18 protein-coding genes are annotated in these 21,483 nt (G+C 26.8%); 9 read left to right on the top strand and 9 right to left on the bottom strand.

What is annotated here, in order from left to right:
• Window positions 1-269: 269 nt before the first annotated feature.
• Both EPJ79_RS09720 and EPJ79_RS09715 read right to left on the bottom strand, forming a co-directional pair.
• Window positions 270-1,523, bottom strand: a complete 1,254-nt coding sequence (locus EPJ79_RS09720) for a PDDEXK-like family protein (protein WP_147739349.1) — start codon at window positions 1,521-1,523, stop codon at window positions 270-272.
• A gap of 77 nt (window positions 1,524-1,600) precedes the next feature.
• Window positions 1,601-2,296 (bottom strand): leucine-rich repeat domain-containing protein, encoded by a 696-nt coding sequence (locus EPJ79_RS09715; protein ID WP_147739348.1) that lies wholly within the window; start codon window positions 2,294-2,296, stop codon window positions 1,601-1,603.
• Window positions 2,297-2,583: 287 nt separating this feature from the next.
• On the opposite strand from EPJ79_RS09715, the gene EPJ79_RS09710 reads away from it, so the two are divergent.
• The 4 genes from EPJ79_RS09710 to EPJ79_RS09695 all read left to right on the top strand — a co-directional run bounded on the left by EPJ79_RS09710 (window position 2,584) and on the right by EPJ79_RS09695 (window position 6,460).
• The gene (locus EPJ79_RS09710) at window positions 2,584-3,639 is read left to right on the top strand and encodes a bifunctional heptose 7-phosphate kinase/heptose 1-phosphate adenyltransferase (RefSeq protein ID WP_147739347.1); all 1,056 of its coding nucleotides are present in this window, start codon (window positions 2,584-2,586) and stop codon (window positions 3,637-3,639) included.
• Window positions 3,636-4,772, top strand: a complete 1,137-nt coding sequence (locus EPJ79_RS09705; RefSeq protein ID WP_147739346.1) for a hypothetical protein — start codon at window positions 3,636-3,638, stop codon at window positions 4,770-4,772. Before EPJ79_RS09710 ends, EPJ79_RS09705 begins: the two co-directional genes overlap by 4 nt.
• A gap of 267 nt (window positions 4,773-5,039) precedes the next feature.
• Window positions 5,040-5,366: a nuclear hormone receptor family protein gene (locus tag EPJ79_RS09700; protein WP_147739345.1), complete on the top strand. Its 327-nt coding sequence runs from the start codon at window positions 5,040-5,042 to the stop codon at window positions 5,364-5,366.
• A complete protein-coding gene (locus tag EPJ79_RS09695; RefSeq protein ID WP_147739344.1) occupies window positions 5,363-6,460 on the top strand; it encodes a hypothetical protein in 1,098 nt (365 codons plus the stop codon). Before EPJ79_RS09700 ends, EPJ79_RS09695 begins: the two co-directional genes overlap by 4 nt.
• A gap of 168 nt (window positions 6,461-6,628) precedes the next feature.
• Here the strand turns inward: EPJ79_RS09695 and EPJ79_RS09690 are convergent, their stop codons facing one another.
• Window positions 6,629-7,621: a glycosyltransferase family 9 protein gene (locus EPJ79_RS09690; protein ID WP_147739343.1), complete on the bottom strand. Its 993-nt coding sequence runs from the start codon at window positions 7,619-7,621 to the stop codon at window positions 6,629-6,631.
• 15 nt (window positions 7,622-7,636) lie between these two features.
• Window positions 7,637-8,755, bottom strand: a complete 1,119-nt coding sequence (locus EPJ79_RS09685) for an AI-2E family transporter (protein WP_021959139.1) — start codon at window positions 8,753-8,755, stop codon at window positions 7,637-7,639.
• Window positions 8,756-8,895: 140 nt separating this feature from the next.
• Between EPJ79_RS09685 and EPJ79_RS09680 the strand changes: the two genes are divergently transcribed.
• The gene (locus tag EPJ79_RS09680; RefSeq protein ID WP_147739342.1) at window positions 8,896-12,312 is read left to right on the top strand and encodes a UvrD-helicase domain-containing protein; all 3,417 of its coding nucleotides are present in this window, start codon (window positions 8,896-8,898) and stop codon (window positions 12,310-12,312) included.
• 220 nt (window positions 12,313-12,532) lie between these two features.
• Here the strand turns inward: EPJ79_RS09680 and EPJ79_RS09675 are convergent, their stop codons facing one another.
• The 3 genes from EPJ79_RS09675 to EPJ79_RS09670 form a co-directional block, all read right to left on the bottom strand.
• Window positions 12,533-12,775, bottom strand: coding sequence for a hypothetical protein (locus EPJ79_RS09675; protein WP_147739341.1), 243 nt, complete (start codon window positions 12,773-12,775; stop codon window positions 12,533-12,535).
• A 129-nt stretch (window positions 12,776-12,904) separates the two neighbouring features.
• The gene (locus EPJ79_RS11590; RefSeq protein ID WP_158634368.1) at window positions 12,905-13,051 is read right to left on the bottom strand and encodes a hypothetical protein; all 147 of its coding nucleotides are present in this window, start codon (window positions 13,049-13,051) and stop codon (window positions 12,905-12,907) included.
• Window positions 13,052-13,722: 671 nt separating this feature from the next.
• Window positions 13,723-15,945, bottom strand: a complete 2,223-nt coding sequence (locus EPJ79_RS09670) for a glycoside hydrolase family 2 protein (RefSeq protein ID WP_147739340.1) — start codon at window positions 15,943-15,945, stop codon at window positions 13,723-13,725.
• A 114-nt stretch (window positions 15,946-16,059) separates the two neighbouring features.
• Between EPJ79_RS09670 and lpxC the strand changes: the two genes are divergently transcribed.
• From lpxC to hemW, 3 genes are read left to right on the top strand one after another with little or no spacing between them, the layout of a single operon-like run.
• Window positions 16,060-17,367 carry a UDP-3-O-acyl-N-acetylglucosamine deacetylase gene (gene lpxC / locus EPJ79_RS09665; protein WP_147739339.1) on the top strand — a complete coding sequence of 436 codons (1,308 nt, stop codon included), beginning with the start codon at window positions 16,060-16,062 and terminating at the stop codon, window positions 17,365-17,367.
• A gap of 11 nt (window positions 17,368-17,378) precedes the next feature.
• Window positions 17,379-18,242, top strand: a complete 864-nt coding sequence (locus tag EPJ79_RS09660; RefSeq protein ID WP_147529222.1) for a sigma-70 family RNA polymerase sigma factor — start codon at window positions 17,379-17,381, stop codon at window positions 18,240-18,242.
• Window positions 18,243-19,361, top strand: a complete 1,119-nt coding sequence (hemW, locus tag EPJ79_RS09655) for a radical SAM family heme chaperone HemW (protein WP_147739338.1) — start codon at window positions 18,243-18,245, stop codon at window positions 19,359-19,361.
• Here hemW and EPJ79_RS09650 read toward each other — a convergent pair.
• Both EPJ79_RS09650 and serS read right to left on the bottom strand, forming a co-directional pair.
• Window positions 19,347-19,655, bottom strand: coding sequence for a Trp family transcriptional regulator (locus EPJ79_RS09650; RefSeq protein WP_147739337.1), 309 nt, complete (start codon window positions 19,653-19,655; stop codon window positions 19,347-19,349). The genes hemW and EPJ79_RS09650 overlap by 15 nt on opposite strands.
• A gap of 124 nt (window positions 19,656-19,779) precedes the next feature.
• Window positions 19,780-21,057 carry a serine--tRNA ligase gene (serS, locus tag EPJ79_RS09645; RefSeq protein ID WP_147739336.1) on the bottom strand — a complete coding sequence of 426 codons (1,278 nt, stop codon included), beginning with the start codon at window positions 21,055-21,057 and terminating at the stop codon, window positions 19,780-19,782.
• Between the two features lie 141 nt (window positions 21,058-21,198).
• Here serS and EPJ79_RS09640 point away from each other — a divergent pair, with 141 nt between their 5' ends.
• Window positions 21,199-21,477: an acylphosphatase gene (locus EPJ79_RS09640; RefSeq protein ID WP_147527103.1), complete on the top strand. Its 279-nt coding sequence runs from the start codon at window positions 21,199-21,201 to the stop codon at window positions 21,475-21,477.
• Window positions 21,478-21,483: the final 6 nt, after the last annotated feature.

The following is a 21,483-nucleotide window of genomic DNA, read 5'->3' as shown; positions in this document are numbered from 1 at the left end:
TAATAAAATATTTTTTACCCCACTTGTATAAATTGTCGATTTCTTTTTTTGTTAAATTATTTTGCATTTTACTTCTCCTATTTTTTAATTTTTTATATAATAATTATAACATATAACTAGTATCATACAGTGATACTTATTTTTTATTAAATTTAAAAGATTATAATTAAATATTATGATTTATATTAATTATATAAAAAATTAATTTAAAATTAAATTGCGTCATATAATTTATATACAACGCAATTTATTATAAATTTTATTTAAAATTATTTTCCGCTATTATAAATCGATTCGACATCTTCTTCCAAGCATTTTATTAATTTTTTAGTGAATTCGTATAATTTATTTTCTTCTTCAGGGAATTTAAATCCTTTATACCATCTCCAATCTTCAAAATAAAAGCCGTCAAATAATTTATGTTTTTTAAGCCAAGCTTCTATATCTTTATTGTCTTGTTCCCATTTCTTTGTAGATTTAGGATTATCATCCGTAGCCGTTCTTTCTTCTCCTGAAAATAATTGTAACCGACTATAATTATTATACATATAAATTTCTAAACAATAATCCATTTTTCTTTTTTCGCTATAAAAATATCGCCAAAAATACTCATTTTTATAATTTTCTCCGTTAAATTCTTTAGCAAAATAATCAATGCGAGTTTTTATCAAATCGTTATACATAGTCGCTATTAATTGAATTTTCTTGTATTCTTCAGGTTTGGCTTTAATATTGTCATAAAATTTTTCAGTTAATGCATCCATTTTTGTTTCTCCCGTTAATCTTAAAATTTTTAAATAATGTTTTAATAATAAATGCCATTCTATATTTGATTTTACTTCTTCCAAACTATAATTTAAAACGGCATGAAAATCTTTATTTTCTCCATTATAACCTACTATAATTTTTATCAATTCTTTTGGAATTCCTTCTTTACTTTGTTCGTCAGGTTTATTCTTTTTATCTAAATTAGGCAATAAGTAAACTATTTTATCTACTTCAAATTTTTCACTGCATGCAATGAAATATCTATATAATTGCCTTTCTTCGTCTTTAGCTCCGTGAAGTTTATTTTCAATTATAATGCAATGAGGTTTTTCTTTATTTTCTTCGTCTTCGTTATTTTCTTTATCGTTCGATTTTATAAGAATATCAATTCTTCCGTCTTTTATTTCATGTTTTATAGAATATTCGGGAATAACATCATAACCGTTATTAATATATACGATTTCGTTAACTTTGATAAACTTTAGAAAATTTTTTAATATAATTTTGCTTTTAAGTAATTGAGCGATTATATACGAATGAAAATTTTCTCTATAGAATTTATCCGACATTAACTCAAAAATATTGAAATCTTCATTATCCTCAAAATTATTCTTTTCAATATATTCTTCATACCTTTGAAGCATATCTTCGTTAATAAATTTGAAAGAAACATCAACCGCATTGTCTATAATTTCTTTTGCGGAATTATCGTAGAAATTCCAAGTTTTTTCTAATTCTTCTAAAGTATAATTCATTTATTTAACCTTTTATAATTCTATATTATAATATATTTTTTAATTGTCAATTATTTAGATTAAACATGCAAAAATTATTATATATCAAGATAAAGTGATTTTAGATTATTTAATTTTACTATTCCTCCAATTAAATATTGCAAATTTAATTTTCCATTAGAATTTATAATATAAATAGTTTCCAAATTAATTAATTTTGAAATTCCATCTGGGAAATTTTCTGAATTCGGGCAATCAATATCAAACCTTTTAAGTTTAATTAAATTATGTATTTCTTTTGGCAATTGTTTTAAATTCCCACACTCAATGTGAATAGACTCAAGATTAGTTAATTTTTCAATCTCATTTGGCAAACTTTTTAAATTCTCACAATAAATATAAAGTTCTTTAAGATTAATTAAATCGCCTATTTCTTTTGGTAATTGTTTTAAATTTTCACAGTAAATAGAAAGTTTTTTAATATTACTCAAATTACCTATCTCTTTTGGTAATTCTATTAAGCAGCGACTAATTATATCAAGTTCTTTAAGTTTAATTAAATTGCATATTTCTTTTGGCAGTCGATTTAAATTATTACAGTAAATAGAAAGACTTTTAAGGTTTGTAAGTTTAAAAATCGCAGCTGGAATATATTTTATATTTGTATTAAATATACAAAGCTGTTTAAGATTAAAAATTTTTTCCTTATCATTAATTTTTAATTCTTTAATACCATATTTTTCAGCCCATTTGTTTATAGTTTTAATGTCTTTTTCGGTTAAATTGTTTTTCATTTTAATTTCTCCTGTTTTAATAAAATTTTTTATATTATATACATATTATTTACTATATAGAGGCGGTTCGCCCTCTCCCAGAATCAACTATATTTTATTTATTCTTAATTGAAAACTATAATTTAATTATTAAAATAAACTTATTTAAAATAAAAAATCATTATTGGGAGATTTCCTCTCAATAATGATTTTTTATTTTAAACTCAAATATTGAAGCTATAAAATTTACGATTACAATTTAAAAAAATTTATGTTATAATAATTCTTAAATTAAATTAGGTTTCATAATGAAAGCAAAAATTGAAAATATAGATATTAAAAATAACTTGAAAAATAAAGTCGAAAAAATAACAGAAGCGAGAGTTTTGGTAATTGGCGATTTGATGCTTGATAAATTTACTTACGGAGATGTTATTAGAATATCGCCCGAAGCTCCCGTTCCCGTTTTGCATGTCAATCATGAAGAAAGTTATTTAGGCGGAGCGGGAAATGTCGCAAGAAATATATCCGCTTTACTTGAAAATTCTTATAAAGGAAAAGTTGGAATTATTGCCGTAATTGGAAAAGATAAATCTACAGATTCTATAATCGAAGAGATGAATCGCTGTAATATTTCTAAAGCGGGAATAATAACTGACGAAAGCAGGAAAACGATAACAAAAACGAGAATAGTCGCGGGCAATCAACAAATTGTGAGAATAGACGAAGAGAATACGAGTCCTTTTTCAAAATCGATTTATAAAGAAATAGAAAAATCTTTTATAAAAAATATTGACGATTATAATGTCGTTATAATGAGCGATTATGCAAAAGGAATTATAACGGAAAAAACTGCAAAAAAAATTATAGATATATGCAATAAAAAACGAATTCCTATTCTTGTGGACCCCGCTATAAAACATTTTTCATTTTATAAAAAAGCCACTTTAATGACTCCGAATCTAAAAGAAGCTAAAGAAGGAATAGAAGCGCTTGAAGGATTAAAAGGAATTGACGATAAAATAAATTTTTACGAATTCAATCCTAAAAATATTAATATATTAGGAAAAAGCATAATAAAAAAATTGGGGCTTTCAAAATTAATGATAACTTTAAGCGCAAACGGAATGGCATTATTTGACAAAACTATAAAAGGAGAATTCTATATAGCGCCGACAAGAGCGAAAACGGTTTTCGATGTTTCGGGAGCGGGCGATACGGTAATATCGGTTTTGGGAATGTGTCTTTCTGTTGGTTTTTCATTTAAAGAATCGGCTGAAATATCAAACGCGGCAGCTGGAATAGTCGTTGGAAAAAGAGGAACTTCTACTTTAACTTTACAAGAATTAATAGAGGCTTTATGAGAATTAATTATTTTATTATTTTATTAACAATTTTATCTTTATTTATTTTATCCTGTCTGCCTAAACCTCCGATAACTCCCGCAAAAGTTATAGCTGAATTGGAATTAAATAAAGATATAACGGTTTATAGCAACGATATAGTAGATTTGGATAGCCCGAAAGTTTATAATGTGAACGGACAATATTATTTTGGAGACTTTTATTATATAAATAATAATATAGTTTACGCGCTCGATTTATCAAATTCAAGAATAATAATAGCCGAAAGCGATAATATTAAATATATTCCTTTAGAATATAAGAATTTAGAAAAATCAAAAATATCTTTAATAGACAATAATCAAAATATATATATAACGGGACATGAAACAAGATATATAGGAAATGTCGTAGTTTCAAATATAACAATGTCTTTGCCTTCTGAAAGTCCTACAGCCGAAGGCGATGAAGTTTCTCATAGAGGAACTTATACTATTATAGTGACTAATACGAATTATACTAAAGTAGGTTTTGTTTCTTTAAATAAAATATCTCCCGAAGGAAAAATTTTATATAGCGTAGATTCTATAATAGAAAACGAATACGAATCTTTGGAAAAATTATTTTCGTTAAATGACGATAAATTTGCAGTTTTGAAAAGAGATAAAAATAGAATTCCAATTATTAACATATACGATATTAATACGGGAAAAATAGAAAACGAATATTTGCTTTCTTCTATAGAATATGCCGATACAAATACAATGTCTTATAGAGAAATAATAGATTGCGTTTATATTTTTGAAAAACAATTAATAGCTATACTTACAATGAATATTGTAAACGGAAAACATAAAGAAGACACTATTTATACAACCGAAATAAACAATTTTAATTTGAAAGAATCTTATAAAATACCTTCGCGCGATAATTCTTTAGCTGTTGGAATCTCTTCTAGCGGAAGAGTCACTTACACGGGAATAAATAACGGAATGTATTTTTTTATTAGAACGAATCCTTTTCTGTCGCAAAATTATAGCAAAGAATATATGGGCGTTGATGGATTAAATAAATTGAGAGGAATAAATATATTTAACGATTCTATTTACGGTTTTTTAATTGAAAACGATAAAATAAAATTTCAGAATTATTAAAAAAATAAAGTCGCTTCCGCTTATAGTTTGCTTTACATTTTTATATAATCTTTGAAATTATCCGTTCTATATACGAAATTTATTTTATAATAATTTCATATTCAAATTATATAAATTAATGAATTTATCAAATTTTTATTAAATTATCACGCTCAAAATATAAAAAATTCAAATATTATGTTAATCCGCGAAAAAAATTCAAAAAAATTTACAATTTTTTAAAAAAAGTTCTTGACTTTTTAAAAAAATTTATTATCTTAAGTATGTATGAGAAATAAAATAATTTTTAACGAAAATATAACGGTTGCATTCTGCAGCTCAGCTCAGCTCAGCTCAGCTCAGCTCAGCTCAGCTCAGCTCAGCTCAGCTCAGCTCAGCTCTAATATAAATTTATTTAAAATTTTTGCATTACTCTTTAATGCATTAAATAGCGGATTGCCACGCTTTCTTACTAAAGCTCGCAATGACGACTATGCATTTTATTATGCATCCAAATTTGAAATAATAAGTCATAATAAAAATTTAAAATCAATTTATTACGGCTTCTTATTTAATAAACAAAATTTCATTGTTAGAGGAGGAATAGGACAATGAGAAAACACATTTATATTTTAACGGCTTTAGCTATAATCGTATCGGTTTATACAATGGCTTGTAAGTCAAACACGATGAGCCAATTTACAGAGGAGACGGGCTTAATTGACGAAGCTACGGGAAAAGTTTGGACTAATGCTTTTATCGAAACGGATACGGTAACGGCTACGGAAGAAACCATCAGAGGTTATACAAATGTAGGCGCGGTAAAAGAGATTGTGACGCAGTATGTTCAAGGAGAGAAGGAATACATAATTAAATATGTTACAAATGAGACGGTAGCTCAACTTCCAGACAAACCAGGCGCAAAGTATAGAATCTCTGTTCCTTTTGCAAGCAAAGACAAAGTTGATGTGGATTATAGAGATACTGCAAGATTAAAACAATTATGGCTCGACCAAATTAACAGAAAGGCTTTAAATGACGGTAGAGTTATGGCTATTAGAAACGGTAGAAATAAAAATGATTTAAATAACTTCCAAAAGCAACTTGATTATTACTATTTTGCGGCTAACGGAGATATTCACTACGCAAAAGACAACAGATTAATCAAGAAATTTGTAGGAGCGGTTATAGTAGATTATGTTAATACTACCAAAAAAAATTATGGATATGCTGACAGCGTAACGCATGAGTATAGACATACGGGCGAATATACCGTTGCGGGAATTTACAAAATGGCTATAAGCGGACAAGAAGCCGAAAGCATATATGGATATGGCGATGGTAATGTTTACACATTCATAGAAGCTAACATAACTTTGTCTAAATTCTGGAATGGAGCTCATTACAACAACATATATTTCAAAAGACAATTTGAAAGAGGTTATATAGAGTTTTTGGTTATGAATCCTTATGCTAATGAAGGACTTGCAAATTGCGCAGGCGTTGATTCCTATTATGTATATTATGGCGGCGGATTTGGACATCCAGATAGAACTCCGCAAAATGTTCATAAAATGATGGATGAAAAATTATATTTAGGAGAAAGACCTGAGTTTGTAGTTCCACAATTTACGAGATATGTAAAATTCTCTGATAGTTGGGATACTCCTTGGTGGTTCTTCATGTTTATGCCAGGACATAAGAATTAAGTCAAGCAATCTGTAAAAATTTTGTATATCCGAAGAAGGCGCTCTTTTCGTGTTGGTTAGAGCGCCTTTGATTTTATTGTATGTATAAATTCCTGTCATTGCGAAGTATCTTCTGAAGTAATCAATTTTTAATAAAATTCATTTATAAATAAAACAAAATTCTAAAATTTAATTATTATAAATTGAAATTAAATAAGGCAAAATTTCTTCGGGCTTTAATTTATTCAAACAATCGATAGTTTTGCATCCTCGCTTTATATATTCGCAATGAAAACTTTTTAAAAAATTGCAATATTTTTTTCTCTCTTCAATATTAAAAGCTTTCTCTCCTCGCGCTCCATAAATCAGAGGCAAAGTGTCTCCGAATATTCCGATTGAATAAATATTAAACGCGTTAGCGATATGCAAAGGCGCGCTGTCTCCTCCAATTAAAGCGTAAGAATTTTTTATAATCGACATAAGCTCTCTAATCGAAAGTTTAGCCGTGAAATCTTCTTTTATTATATCTCCAAGTTTCGCTTTCATTTTATTTGCAAAATCAATATCTTCTTTTGAATTAGAACCTATAAGAATAATCGGAACTTTAATTTTTTTATAAAACATTTCAATTAATTTAGAAAAATTTTCTGCATTATATCTTTTGCTTATTCTTGTAGCTCCGCCATGAACTATTAAAGCGTTTTTATAATTTTTCATTTTTTCAATTCCAAAATTATTTTCTTCCTCGCTTAAAAATAATTCCGTTTTTATTCCGTCAATTTCTATATTTAAAGGTTTTAATATAGATAAAATTGTATCGACTATATGCCTTTTATGTTTTCTAAAAGAAATTTTTTTATTTAATAGTATTCCTCTTAATTCGCTTTTAACTCCAGCTCTTATTGGAATTTTTGCCTTATATAAAATCGAAGCTCCATAAAATGCGGTTGTAGCGCTAAAACCGATATCGTAATTTTCTTTTTTTATTTTTTCTAAAATATTTTCATTTCTGATTATAATTTTATTTATATAAGGATTTTCTTTTAAAATATCTATTCCTCGCTCTCCGTTTACAATATCAATTATGCAATCTTTATAATGCTTTTTTACACCTCTTATTAACGGCGTTATAAATATCGTATCTCCGATATAATTCATTCCTATGATTAATATTTTTTTCATTTTATAAATTAATTATTATAATTTTCTATTTCTTCTCATTAGTTTTTCTTTTCTTTCGCTTAATTCTCTCTCTTCGTTATAAATTTTCATTACTTCAAAGAATAAAATAAACATTAAAGGACCTAAAATTATTCCCGATAAACCGAAAAATAAAACGCCTCCAAGTATCGCAAAGAATATAAATAAAGGATGCAATTCTATTCTATTTCCCAAAAGCAAAGGACGAACAAAATTGTCGGGTATCGTTATAAAAAACCATGAAACGATTAAAAATATTATCGCTCTAATTATCTCGCCTTTTATAATAAATAAAATTCCAAGCGGGACCCAAATAATTGTAGTGCCGATTATAGGCATAAAAGACGCTATTATAGTTAGAAACGCAAAAGTAAAAGAATTTTGCACTCCAAATATAGAATAAACTATAAAAGCGCAAAATCCTTGAAATATTCCCGTAAATAAATTTCCAAATATTATTCCTTTAATTCCTTCTGAAACTTGTTTAAATAATCTGTCAATATATTTTTTATCTATCGGAAGCAAAGTTCTAACTTGTTCTATTAAATAATCGCCATCAACGAAGAAAAAGAATAAAGAAAACATCATAAATATAAAAGAGCTTACAAAAGTTCCCGTGCTTTTCAATAAACTTGAAACATTTTTTGTCAAATAAGAGCTTATAAAAGTTAAATTCGATAATGAAAAATCTTGAATCTGTTTTATTATAGCTTCTATTGAAGTTTCAAAAGGCAATCTTTCAATTATTTCGTTTAATTTTGGATTATGTATAATTTCATTTATATCTAAATTTATAAAATATTTTATTCCAATATTCGATATGTCTATAAGTTGAGAGACTATAGTATAAAAAAGCAGGCTTGTCGGAACTAAAAATATTATTAAAGAAATTAAAGAAAATAATAAAGCTAAAGTATTTCTTTTTATCGTAGCGAAATTTGTATTTTTTTTATAGCTTTTTCCCATAGCTTTTATAAATAGAGGATTTAAAATAACATAAAAAACTACGGCAAAAAATATTATCATACCGAAAGGTTTTAAAAGCTGATACATTATAATTATAGCTAAAAATATAAAAGCGATAAAAAATGCATAACCGATATTATTTTTATTCATTCAATAACTTTCCTAAAATTTTTTAACTTTAATATAATATATACTAAAAATAATATATTGTCAAAAACAATTTAAATTATTCTATTTTTATGTTATATTTATTTTTGAAAATTATTATAAAAAATATTATTAAAAACATTATGGAAAATATTAAATTAAATAAAGAACAAGAAAAAATAATAAATAATTTTGTAAATAAAAACGCTTGCTTTGTAAACGCTTCCGCTGGCACGGGAAAAACTACGACTATTACCGAAGTTTATATAAAATTGCTTGAAAGCGGAGAAAAAGTTTCAAATATTATAGTGATAACTTTTACAAAAGCCGCCGCAAATGAAATGCTTTTAAAAATAAGAAATAGAATAAGAAAAAAAATAAACGAAGAAAATATTAATAAAAATTATTGGCAGAATATTTATAAAGAATTATTATCAAATTCAAAAATTTCTACAATAAACGCTTTCGCTCATTCTATAGTTAAAGAATATTCTATGCATTTAGGAATGCCTCCGAATATTTATATTTTAGAAGAAGATAATCAAGCCGATGAAATATTGCAAGAAGAAATTTTAAATGTATTGGACTTTTCGGAAAATGGAAAAAAAGTAAAAAAAATCTACAGAGTTTACACAGAAGAAGATAAAGAAATATTTATAAAAAGCATATTTAATTTTCTTGTAAAAATAAAACCGAGATTAGAAAATATTGAAGCCTTTGAAAAAGTAGCCTTAAAATGCATCGATATAGACGATAAAGAATATTCAAAATTATATAACGATATTATACATTATTCAAACGAAGTAATGAACGATAACACAAAAGAAAATACAACCATAAATAAATGCAAATATAAAATAACAAAATTATTAGAATGCATAAATAATATAGAAAAAAAAGATAATGTAAAAAATTTGAATTATGCGAATTTTGAAAATATAAGAGATTCTTTAATTGAAGTTTCAACTGCAAAACTTGGAAATACTAAAGCCGAAGAATTAAAAAATATATTATACAATTTAAATAATTATTGCAGTTTAATGATTAAATATATTGAAGCGATTTATAATAAAGATAATTATATTGAAATTATAGAATTTATAAAAGAAACATTTAATAAATTTGAAAAAATAAAAAAAGAAAACGGCATTTATTCTCATGAAGATATTATGTCAAAAGCTATAGAATCTTTAGAAAATAAAAAAATATCTAAAGAGATAAGAGATAATATAAAAGCTTTGATACTTGACGAAGCTCAAGATACGAGCAAACTTCAATTTTCTTTTATAAATTTAATCGTATTTGGAAAAAGAGATATAAACGAAAACGATATAAAAGAATTAGATAAAATAAATAAAAAAATATTAATTGTAGGCGATAGAAAACAATCGATATACAGATTTAGAAACGCCAACTTAAATATATTTACTAATATTCAAAATTCATTTAAAGATTATTTGATTGACTTAAAAAATAATTATAGAAGCAATTCAATGCTTATAGAATTTTTTAATCGCTTTTTTAAAGAAGTCGTTTTTTTTGACGATGATTTGGTAAAATATAAAGAAGGCGATAATATTTTATATAATAAAAAAACTGAACAAAAATCCGTTTCTTTATTTGTATTAAATAATAATTTTGAAGAAGAAGATAAAAAATTAGATATAGATTCAAAAACTAAATTAGAAGCCTATTCTATTGCAAATTATATAAATAAAAATTACAAAAAAGAAGAATATAAAGAAACCGTTATTTTACTTCAAACTTTTACGAGATTAAATATTTATTTGGAGGCTTTATCGGATTTAAAAATTCCATATTATGTGGATGGCGGAAACGGTTTTTATGCGAGAGAGGAAATAGAAAATATAATTTTATTTTTAAAATATTTGATATTAAAAGATTATTCCGTTTTGCCTAAATTATTGAGAGAAAAATTTTTTGATATCAATATTGGCGATTTATCCGATTTTTCAAATTCTTTATTATCTGAAATGTTGGATTTAAAAGATTATTTTTCTTTAAGTTCTTTATATTCAGAGAATTATCAAAATGCATGCAAAATAGCGAAAGAAAAAAAATATTATAAAGAGCTTGAAAAAAATAGAGAATTGTTAAATAGTTTAGAGAGAAAATCCGCGACTATTAATTCTTACGATATTATAGAAACTATTTGCATTGAAACGAATTATTATAATTATTTAATGACTAAAGAAGACGGAGAATTATGCTATGCGAATATAGAAAAATTAAAATCAATCGCTTATGATTTTGAAGATAAGAGCGGAAAAAATGTTTACGATTTTGTTATAGGATTAACTTCCGTAGTAAACGATATTTCTTACGCTTCCGTTCCTAAATTGTCGGTTGAAGCCGTAAAGGTAATGACAATTCATAAATCTAAAGGTTTGGAGTTTAAGAATGTATTTTTAGCGGGAGCGGGTTATAATAGAAATTCTGCAAATGATAGATTTGATTTTATAGAAGATTTTCCCGTTATAGAAATTCCCGTGCATAATTATATTAAAGATTATAATATAAGAATATCCGAAAAAGATAAAGAATATAATAGAATTGCGGATTTGTCAGAAAAGCGAAGACTATTATATGTAGCATTAACGAGAGCGGGAGAAAATTTAACTATTTCGGGAGAAGGCAGAGGAAAAAATACTTATAGAGGATATATTAACGATTATATTGCAGAATTAAAAGAATTAAATAATAAAATTTCAAGCGAAAGCCAAAAAGAATTAATTGAAATAAAAGATATAAAAAACGATTTTGTTAATTTTTATTCTTACGGAAGAGGAATAAAATCAAACGAAAAAAACAATATAAAAAATATCGCTCAAATAAATGAGAAATTAAAAAATATTCCAAATAATATTGTTAATGAAAATAAAATTAAAAATAACGAAATAAATAATATTCAATATGTTATTCCTTCAAAAATCGGAGTAAAAAATAATTTTGAAGAAGACAATTTTAAAGATATAGGCGAATTATTAAATAAAAAATTATCGAATTTAGAATTTGAAAAAGAAAACGATTATAACGATTATGAAGAGAAAATAAAAATCTCTCCAACGAATATGGGAACGATAATGCATGAATTATTTGAAAATTTTGATTTCGATAAATATTTGAAAGATAAAGAAAATTATATTGAAAAATTAAAAATCGATACCTTAAAATATTATAAATATTATGACAATAACGATTTGAAAGACAAGCTTGATAAATATTTTAATAATTTTATCAAAAACGAGCATATAAAAAATATAATAAACGGAAACGAAAAAATTATTTCAAGAGAGCATAAATTTCAGAGCAGAAAATTAGAAAATGAAACTATATTTATAATACCAGCTAAAATAGATTTGATTACTCAAAATTCCGAAGGCAAATATTTTATTTTAGATTATAAAACTTCAAAGAAAAGCGAAAAAAAAATTGCATTTTATCAAAATCAATTAAACAAATATAAAAAAATAATTAGAGAAGTTTTTAATATAGAAAATTTGGAAGAATTAAAAACCGATATAATATTTTTAGGATAATTTATTTTGTAATTTCTACTATTAACATAGGATTTGTTAGATTAAATCTCTATTTTATTAGCATATATAATTTTATAAATTTAATTTAAATTTTGACAGATAAAAATAAATTATTACCTTCATTTAAAAAATAAAACCCCTATGCTCTTTTGAACATAGAGGCTTTGGCTTAAATCTTTATTTTTTGTAGTTAGCTTAAAACCATACTTTAATGGAATTTTTAATTTTGATTATTCCATATTTTATCTGCAGTAATAGTTATTACAGTTTTAACTGATTTACCTTTTTCTACTTCTGAATATTTAGGTGTTACATCTGAAGCAAAAGTGTTATTACCTTTAATAGTAATAGTTAATGTTGCCGTTTTATCATAGTATTGAATTGTTCCAGCGTATGCAGTAGAAGAATAATCATCAGTATCTAATTTAAAATCACTTTCTAATGTTGTCTTTAAATCAGCCACTTTTACTGCTGCAGTAACTTTAGCGCTTGCAGAACCTGTTCCGCTAGTGGAAGTAAAATTATTAAAGTCAAATGCAACTTTATCTGTTGATGAATCTGTAGCTAATTTAGTTGCAGCTAATTTTATTGCTCAATCAAGAATTGCAGCATCGATTTTAATCGGAGTAGACGGAGCAGTAGGTTTACTTCCTTCGTCTTTGCTACAGCTTACCGACAATAACGATAAAGCCATTACCATTATTAATAAAGATTTAAGAATGTTTTTTGTGTGTTTCATTTTGCACATTCCTTTTGAATAAAATTTTTTTCTAACTAAACAAGGATTTTTAATTTTTCTTGATAAGTTATCGAAAGTAAATTTGATTGAAGTTAAAAAAGATTTAACTAAATTGATATTAGATTTTTGTAATTCAAATTTAAAAATAACAACGGACTTCAGCCCATTGTTTGCAATTGCAAATTTATGTCATGGGTTAAAACACCTTGTTATTAAATTTATAATTTGTCATTGTGAGAGACTATGCTTAAACAATCGCTATATTTAGATTGCTTGGCTTCTGCCCGACTTTGTTACGGAATTTTCAATGTCTCACAATGACAATATTGTTATTAAGTGAAGAATATGAATAAAATTCTATATTCTATAGATAAGGGAATAAAATTCCCGTTACTAAATATAAAGAAATTTTTAAAAATGGTATAAGCCATTGATATTGAGCTTTAAATTCATATTGTTAATGTTTTTTTGTTTCTTTTTTCACCGAAGTAGCGCAGAGCGACAAAAAAAAGAATAAGAATTTTGATTAAATAATAAAGTAAAAATTTAAATTGCATCTTTCTTATGCAGAGGATTATTCTCAAATCCTTTGTATTTCCTATAATTTTGGCGTCTTTCGTTTGTTGCGGAGGGAGGACGCTTTATTTTTTGAAGGTTTATTTTACTTTATTCTATTTTACCTTTATCTCTATACTCTTACTTTCCACTCTCTTATTTGAAATGGTTATTTTTATAATTCCTTTTTTAGTGCTCGTTTTTACCCAAAAAGAATAATATCCGCCTTCTAAAACGGGATTATCGTTTCCTATAAGCTCTCCCGCTCCTTTTACTTCTATATTAATAGCTTCGTTAATATAAGGCAGTCTATTTCCCCAAGAATCAACCGCTTTAATCGTTATTCTTGTAGAATCCCAAGCCGAACCTTCGTTTATAGAATTAATTTCTTTATCGTCCGCAGTTATTTCTAATTCTTTGAAAGTAGGATTTTTCAAATATTTTCTTTCAATTTCAGCTTTTCCGTTTATATAACCTATTACTTTTAAATCTTCCCAATTCATAGAACTTACGCCAGGAATATTCTGCTCTATATTAATAATAATCGGAGGATGTTTTAATCCAGGATATTTATTTGTAGCGGGATATTCTTTTACAATCATAATATCTTTAAAATAAACTTCTACATAATCGCAATTTGTGGAAATCATTAAAGGAGTAATTCCGCCAATCGCTCGCTCGCCTCTCGCGTATATCGTTATCGGTTCTAATATTATTTTTTTATCTGTATCCATTTGAGAAGAATAAACGGTTGATGCAAATTTTGGATTTCTAAACATATCATAAACGCCATGATAACATATTCTATCGCCAGAACCAAAATCATAATGCGTATGATAATCGAAAGCGCACCAACCAGTTCCGCCCGCAATATGATTATCGATAGCTATTGCATTGACAACCTCGTAATGTCTTTTTGTATGTTCCGATAATCTTTCTTCGTTGTCCTGCATTTTAGTAGGAAACATATGTCCGTTATATTCGGTAATCATATAAGGAACATTTTTATTTAATTTAGTTATAAATTTCTGCGCTTTAATCGGCGTCTCTTTTCCGTCATAATTAAAATCATTAACGGTAAAAACATCTTCAAGAAACTCGCTTCCAATTACATATCTAACTCCGCCCGTTGGTCTTGTTTTATCTAATTTATGAGATACTCTATTTGTTTCTTTATAAAAACTATGATTATCTTGACTCTCATTAATTCTCACGCCCCACATAATTATTGAAGTATGATGAAAATCTCTTTCTATCATATCTTTAACATTTTCTATAGAAATTTTTTGCCAATTTTTATCTCCTATATGCTGCCATCCAGGAATTTCTTCAAAAACTAATAAACCTATTTCATCGCATCTGTCTAAAAAATGTTTTGAAGGCGGATAATGTGAAGAGCGAACTATATTTAATCCCAAATCAAATTTTAGAATATCGGCATCTCTTTTTTGAATTCTTTCGGGCATAGCGTATCCGACATAAGGAAAACTTTGATGTCTGTTTAATCCTCTTAATTTAATTCTTTTATCATTTAAGAAAAATCCATTTTCTGTTATTTTAATATCTCTAAATCCTATATTTAAAGAAACAGAATCTTTATTTTCTAAACTTATATCGAGTCTATAAAGTCTAGGATTATCAATATCCCATAACTCTATTCTGTCGGATTCTATATTCCAATCAATATTTATGTCGGTAAATAATTCGTCTTTTAATTGAATCTCTTTTTTTATTTCGCATATTTTATATTCTCTATTATACAAATTAAAATATAAAGTTTCTTTTGAAATTTGTTTTTTTGAATTTCTTATTCTGATTTTTCCCGTTACCTTTTGATTTGATAAAGCCGTGAGCATCGTTTTTTCTATCGAAATATTATCCGCTATTATTATTTGAACTTCTCTATATATTCCGCCATAGCATAAATAATCTATTTCATTTCCAAAAGGCGGTATATCTTCTCTCTCTCTGCTGTCTAATTTTACCGCTATAATATTTTCTCCGTCTTTCAAGGCTTCCGTAATATCATGTATAAAAGGCAAATATCCTCCTTTATGTTCGCCAAAACTTTTTCCGTTTATAAATAATTCCGCAGCCGCCATAGCTCCTTCAAAATTTATAAGTATTCTTTTATCTTTCAATTTTGCTTTGTCGTAATTAAAAATATTTTGATAGCCCGAAATAAGCCAAGTGTCAGATTCGTCAAAATAATGCAAAGGAATTTCATGAACCGTATGAGGCAAAGTTATATTTTCTCCTTTAAGAAATTCATTTTTTATATTATCGTTCCATTCTTTAGAAAATTTCCAATTCGTATTAAAATTTATTATTTTTCGCATAATATTATCTCCAATTAGGTTTTTATCAGTTAATTTTACTACTAAAATATAAAAAATCAATAAATTTATAAAATATCTATTGATTTTATATCGTTAATATATTAAAATTATTATATGGAAAATTTAGAAACCGTAAAAATAAAAAACAAAGTTTTAATTATAGACGATGAAGAAGATATTTTAAGCTCCTGTAAAAATGTTTTGGAAGATGAAGATTACGATGTAGATATTGCAAAAGATTATGACGAAGCTTTAAAAATATTTGAATCAAAAAAAATTGATTTAGTATTTTTAGATGTTTGGCTTCCGAATACTGACGGTTTAGATATACTTTCAAATATAAAAGAAAAATATCCAAAAACTACTGTGATTATGATGAGCGGGCATGCGGGAGTTGAGACTGCCGTGAGAGCGACAAAATTAGGCGCTTACGATTTTTTAGAAAAACCTATAAGCGTTTCAAAATTGCTTTCAAGTTGCGAAGAAGTTTTAAATAAAAAAGAAAATAATAAAAACGAAGAAAATTTAAATTATTTGAATGAACATGGAAATCATAATAAATCAAAATTAAAATATAGAATTCCTCAAAGGACGATAGCGAAAAGCGTTGTCGTTAGCGGATTTGCATTAATGGAAGGACGAAAAACTGCATTGACTTTAGTTCCTGCAGAAGTTAATACGGGAATAGTTTTTATAGATATAAATACGAATACTCATATAAAACTTTCGCATGAAAATATTTTATCAAAAGACAAATCGGGAGCGGTTAATTCTACGGCTTTAATAAACGGAAATAGATATATAAAAACAACCGAGCATTTTTTAGCAGCATTGCATATGATGGGAATAACAAATTTAATAGTGAAATGCGATGGCGAAGTTCCAAATGTTGACGGTTCGGCTTTAGTATTTTGCGATGCATTAAAAGAAGCGGGTTTTATCGAACAGGAAGATTATATAGAGCCTATAGTTATAGATAGAGAATTAACTTACGGAAAAGTTGACGATAATGAAACTTATATAATACTTTCGCCTTATGACGGACTTGAAGTTAATTTGCGTATAGATTTTTCGGGAAGTATCGGAGTTCAGCAATACGATTATAAATTTGAATCTTTCGAGCAGTTTTCCGAAGATATAGGAAAGGCAAGAAGTTTTAATACTTTGGATAATATAGATTACGCTCAAAAAATGGGAATGGCTGGAAGCGGAATGATTGGAAGCCATATAATATTATGCGAAGGAAAGGTAATAAATACGAAGCTACATTTCGATAATGAATTTGTAAGGCATAAAATTTTAGATATAATAGGAGATTTATATATATTGGCGAGACCGATAAAAGCTAAAATAATAGCGAATAAATCGTCTCATTCTTTTAATCATTCGGTTGTGCATGATATTGCCAATAAATATTTGTGAGAGTTAATAATATGTCGTCTAAAAAAATTAAAAATATAAACCATCGTATTGCCGAAAGCGATAATATAACTATATATCTTGAAGACGCTAAAAGAGAAAGGCTTTTAACTCGCGAAGAAGAAGAAGAATTAACGAGAAAAGTAAAAGAAGGCGATATGGAAGCGAGAGCCACTTTAATAAAAAGCAATTTAAGATTTGTAATAACTATTGCAAAACAATATAGAAGCAGCGGACTTTTATTAGAAGATTTAATAGAAGAAGGCAATTTAGGTTTAATAATGGCAGCCGACAGATTTGAACCCGATAAAGGTTATCATTTTATTTCTTACGCGGTTTATTGGATTAGACAAAGCATATTAACAGCGATAAACGAAAAATCAAGATTGATAAGATTGCCTTTAAATAAAGCTACAGATTTGGTTGATTTGGAAAGAGTTATTCATCAAAGTTATTATAAAACGGGAGATATTCCCGATGTTAATCAATTATCCGAAATATTAAAGAGAGACCCTAAAGACCTTATGAGCGTAATGGCTGCCAATAGCGATTATGTTTCTTTAGAGAGAGAATTTAATTTTGACGGAATAAAAGAAAAACTTGCAAATATTATAGAAGACGACAGAGAAGTCGGAGTAGAAGAAAACCTTACAAATAAAGAGTTAGTCGAAGAGTTAAAAATTGCTATGGAAGATTTAAACGATACGGAAAGACAAATAATAAAAGCGAGATACGGAATTGGCGAAGAGAAAAAAACTCTTAAAGAAGTAAGCAAATCGCATTCTTGCACAAAAGAGAGAATTAGACAAATAGAGAAAAAAGCTTTAAGAAAAATGTATTCAAAAAGATACAACTCTTTAAAAGATTTCTTAAATTAAATGTTATATATACACATTCCTTTTTGCGTTTATAAATGCGCTTATTGTAATTTTTATTCGGTTGTTAATATGAACTCTCCCGATTCGTATAAAAAATATTTGGACGCTTTAATAAAAGAGCTTGAAATTAGAATAAAAGATTATAAAAAAAATATTGAAACTATTTATATAGGAGGCGGAACTCCTTCTATAATCGGCGCAAAAATGTTAGAATATTTTTTTGAAAAATTATTTGAAGTTATAAATAAAAATAATAATGACGAAATAAAAGAAATAACTATTGAATTTAATATTAACGATATAAATAAAGATTCTTTAAAAGTTATATCGAAAATAAAAAATATAAGATTGTCGATTGGAATTCAAACTTTCAATGAAGAGAGTTTAAAAATAATTAACAGAAAAACCGACAAAAACGATATTATCGAAGCTTTGAAATTAATAAATAAATCAAACATTGAAAATATTTCGGTTGATTTTATATGCGGACTTCCGTTAAACGATAAAGAGCAATCTAAAAAAGATATTTTGCAAGCTTTTGATTTGCTTCCTAAAATAAAACATATTTCTTTATATTATTTAGAGCTTAACGATTCTCTTAAAAATAAATGGCGAGATTTTTTGCCTGCAGAAGAAGATTGCGTTTATTATTATAATTTGGCTAAAGAAACTATAGAGAGTTTTGGGCTTATGAGATACGAAATTTCAAATTATGCTTTTTCTAATTACGAATCGATTCATAATAGCGGTTATTGGGATTTGAAAGATTATTTAGGAATCGGAGCGGGAGCTTTCGGTTGTTATAAAAATAATAGATACGAAAATACAAAAAATATTAAAGATTATTTGGAAGTTTTATCTCAAAATAAATTGCCCGTAAAAAATATAGAATATTTGGATAGCGATACAAGAAAAAAAGAATTTATATTTTTATCTTTAAGAACCGCAAAAGGAATAAATTTTTTAAATTATAAAAAACTTTTTAAAGAAGATTTTATAGATAAACATTCTGAAATAATAAATAAACATACAAAATATTTTATTATCTCAAAAGAATATTTATCTATAAAAAAAATCTATTTTGATTATGCGGATGAAATTAGTCTATTGTTTTTGTAGAGATTTATTAAGACTCTCTTGAAATTCTTCGTTATTAATAAGATATTTATCGACTATTGTCGACAAAGCGCTGTTTGGTTTTTTTAATTCTTTAGCTCCTCTTGTAATTGAACATAAACTTGCGTTTAATATTTTTGCGATTTCGTATTGAGGTATTTTCTTTTTAAGCAATGTAACTATTTTAAGCCTTTGCCAAATCATATCTCTTTCGTCTTTTGTAAAAAGTTCCATTAATAATTCCTTAAGAAATTCATCGTTTGTTTCCATTACTAAAATATACGCTAGTAATTCCATTTTTATTCTCCTTGTTTTTTAATTAATTTATTACTATATATAATATTGTTATATATTCAAGTATAGAATAAAAAATAATTATTTCAAGCGTTATTTTTATATTCTATAATTTATTTTTTAATATTTATTCTTTTTCTATTTTATCGAATCCCGTAAAACTTCTTAACGCTTCGGGAATTATTACGCTTCCATCTTCCTGCTGATAATTTTCAAGAATTGCAATCCAAGTTCTTCCAACGGCTATTCCGCTTCCGTTTAAAGTGTGAACTAATTCTGTTTTGCCTGCTCTCTTTACTCTCATTTGCATTCGGCGAGATTGATAATCCCAACAGTTGCTTACGCTTGAAATTTCTCTATATGTGTTTTGTGAAGGAAGCCAAACTTCCAAATCGAAAGTTTTATAAGCGGCGTTTCCAATATCTCCCGAAGATAAAACCACTACTCTATAAGGAAGTTCTAAAGCCTGCAAAATACTTTCCGCGTCTTTAAGCATTTTTTCATGTTCCATTTTTGAAGTATCGGGAGCGCATATTTTTACAAGTTCGACTTTATCAAATTGATGCTGCCTTATCAATCCTCTCATATCTCTTCCGTAAGAACCTGCCTCCGAGCGAAAACAAGGAGTATAGGCTGTGGCATAAATTGGAAGCATACTCTCTGGTATAATCTCTTCTCTATATATATTAGTTAAAGGAACTTCAGCGGTAGGTATTAAATATAAAGCTGGATTATCAGTAGTCTTAAATAAATCTTCTTCAAACTTCGGCAAATTCCCCGTTCCCGTCATAGCTTTTGAATTAACGAGAATCGGAGGAATATATTCCGTGTAGCCATGTTCTGTTGTGTGTTTTTTGAGCATAAAATTAATTAAAGCTCTTTCAAGCGCGGCTCCTTTTCCTTTCATTAAAGAGAAACGAGTTCTTGACATTCTAACCGCTCTTTCAATATCTAGTATATTAAGTCCAACTGCAATATCTACATGGTCTTTAACTTCAAAATCAAATTTTTTCGGCTCTCCCCATCTTATAATTTCTTTATTGCTATTTTCATCGTCTCCTTCAGGCACTTCATCGGAAAGCATATTTGGTAAATAAAGAATTTCATTATTAACTTGCTCTTCAAGTTCGGATAATTTTTCTTCTTTTTTATTTAATGATTCGACAAACAATTTCATTTCTTCTTTAATTTTTTCCGCTTCTTCTTTTTTTCCAGCTTTCATGCATTCTCCGACTTTTTTTGAAGATTCGTTTTTTTTCGCTCTGTCGTTTTCAACTTCTTTTAATAATTTTAATCTTTCGCTTTCTAAAGATTTTAATTTATCTAAAGAAACTTTGCTTCTTCTCTTTCTTAAATTCTCTTCTACTAATTCTATATTTTCTCTTATTAATTTAACATCTATCATAAAAAATCCTTAAATATAATTTTATACAATTTAATAAATTATACTATTATTTTAAAAAATGTATATAATGTTTATTTTTAATTATCATAAGTAGAGTTAATAAAAATAAATTCTATAATCCTAAATTCCGATATTTATATTATGTTTAAAGTAAATATTGTATTAAGAGGAAGAGTGCAAGGCGTAGGTTTCAGATATTACGCTAAAAAATGCGCAGACGAAATGAAAATCGCGGGAAAAGTTTGGAATAATTATGACGGTTCGGTTGAAATAATAGGATATTTGGAAAGCAAAAAAGATATAGAAGAGTTTGTTGAAAAAATGAAAAAAGGTCCCGAAATGTCGAGCGTAAAAGAATCAAATGTTATTATAATTCCTTCAGACCCGCCGATTGAAGAAGTTTTTGAAATAGACAATTAAAACGGT

The organism is Brachyspira aalborgi, from assembly GCF_008016455.1.
Lineage (GTDB): Bacteria > Spirochaetota > Brachyspiria > Brachyspirales > Brachyspiraceae > Brachyspira > Brachyspira aalborgi.
The sequence above is the reverse complement of the archived record's forward strand: the minus strand, read 5'-3'. Positions and strand labels throughout refer to the sequence as shown.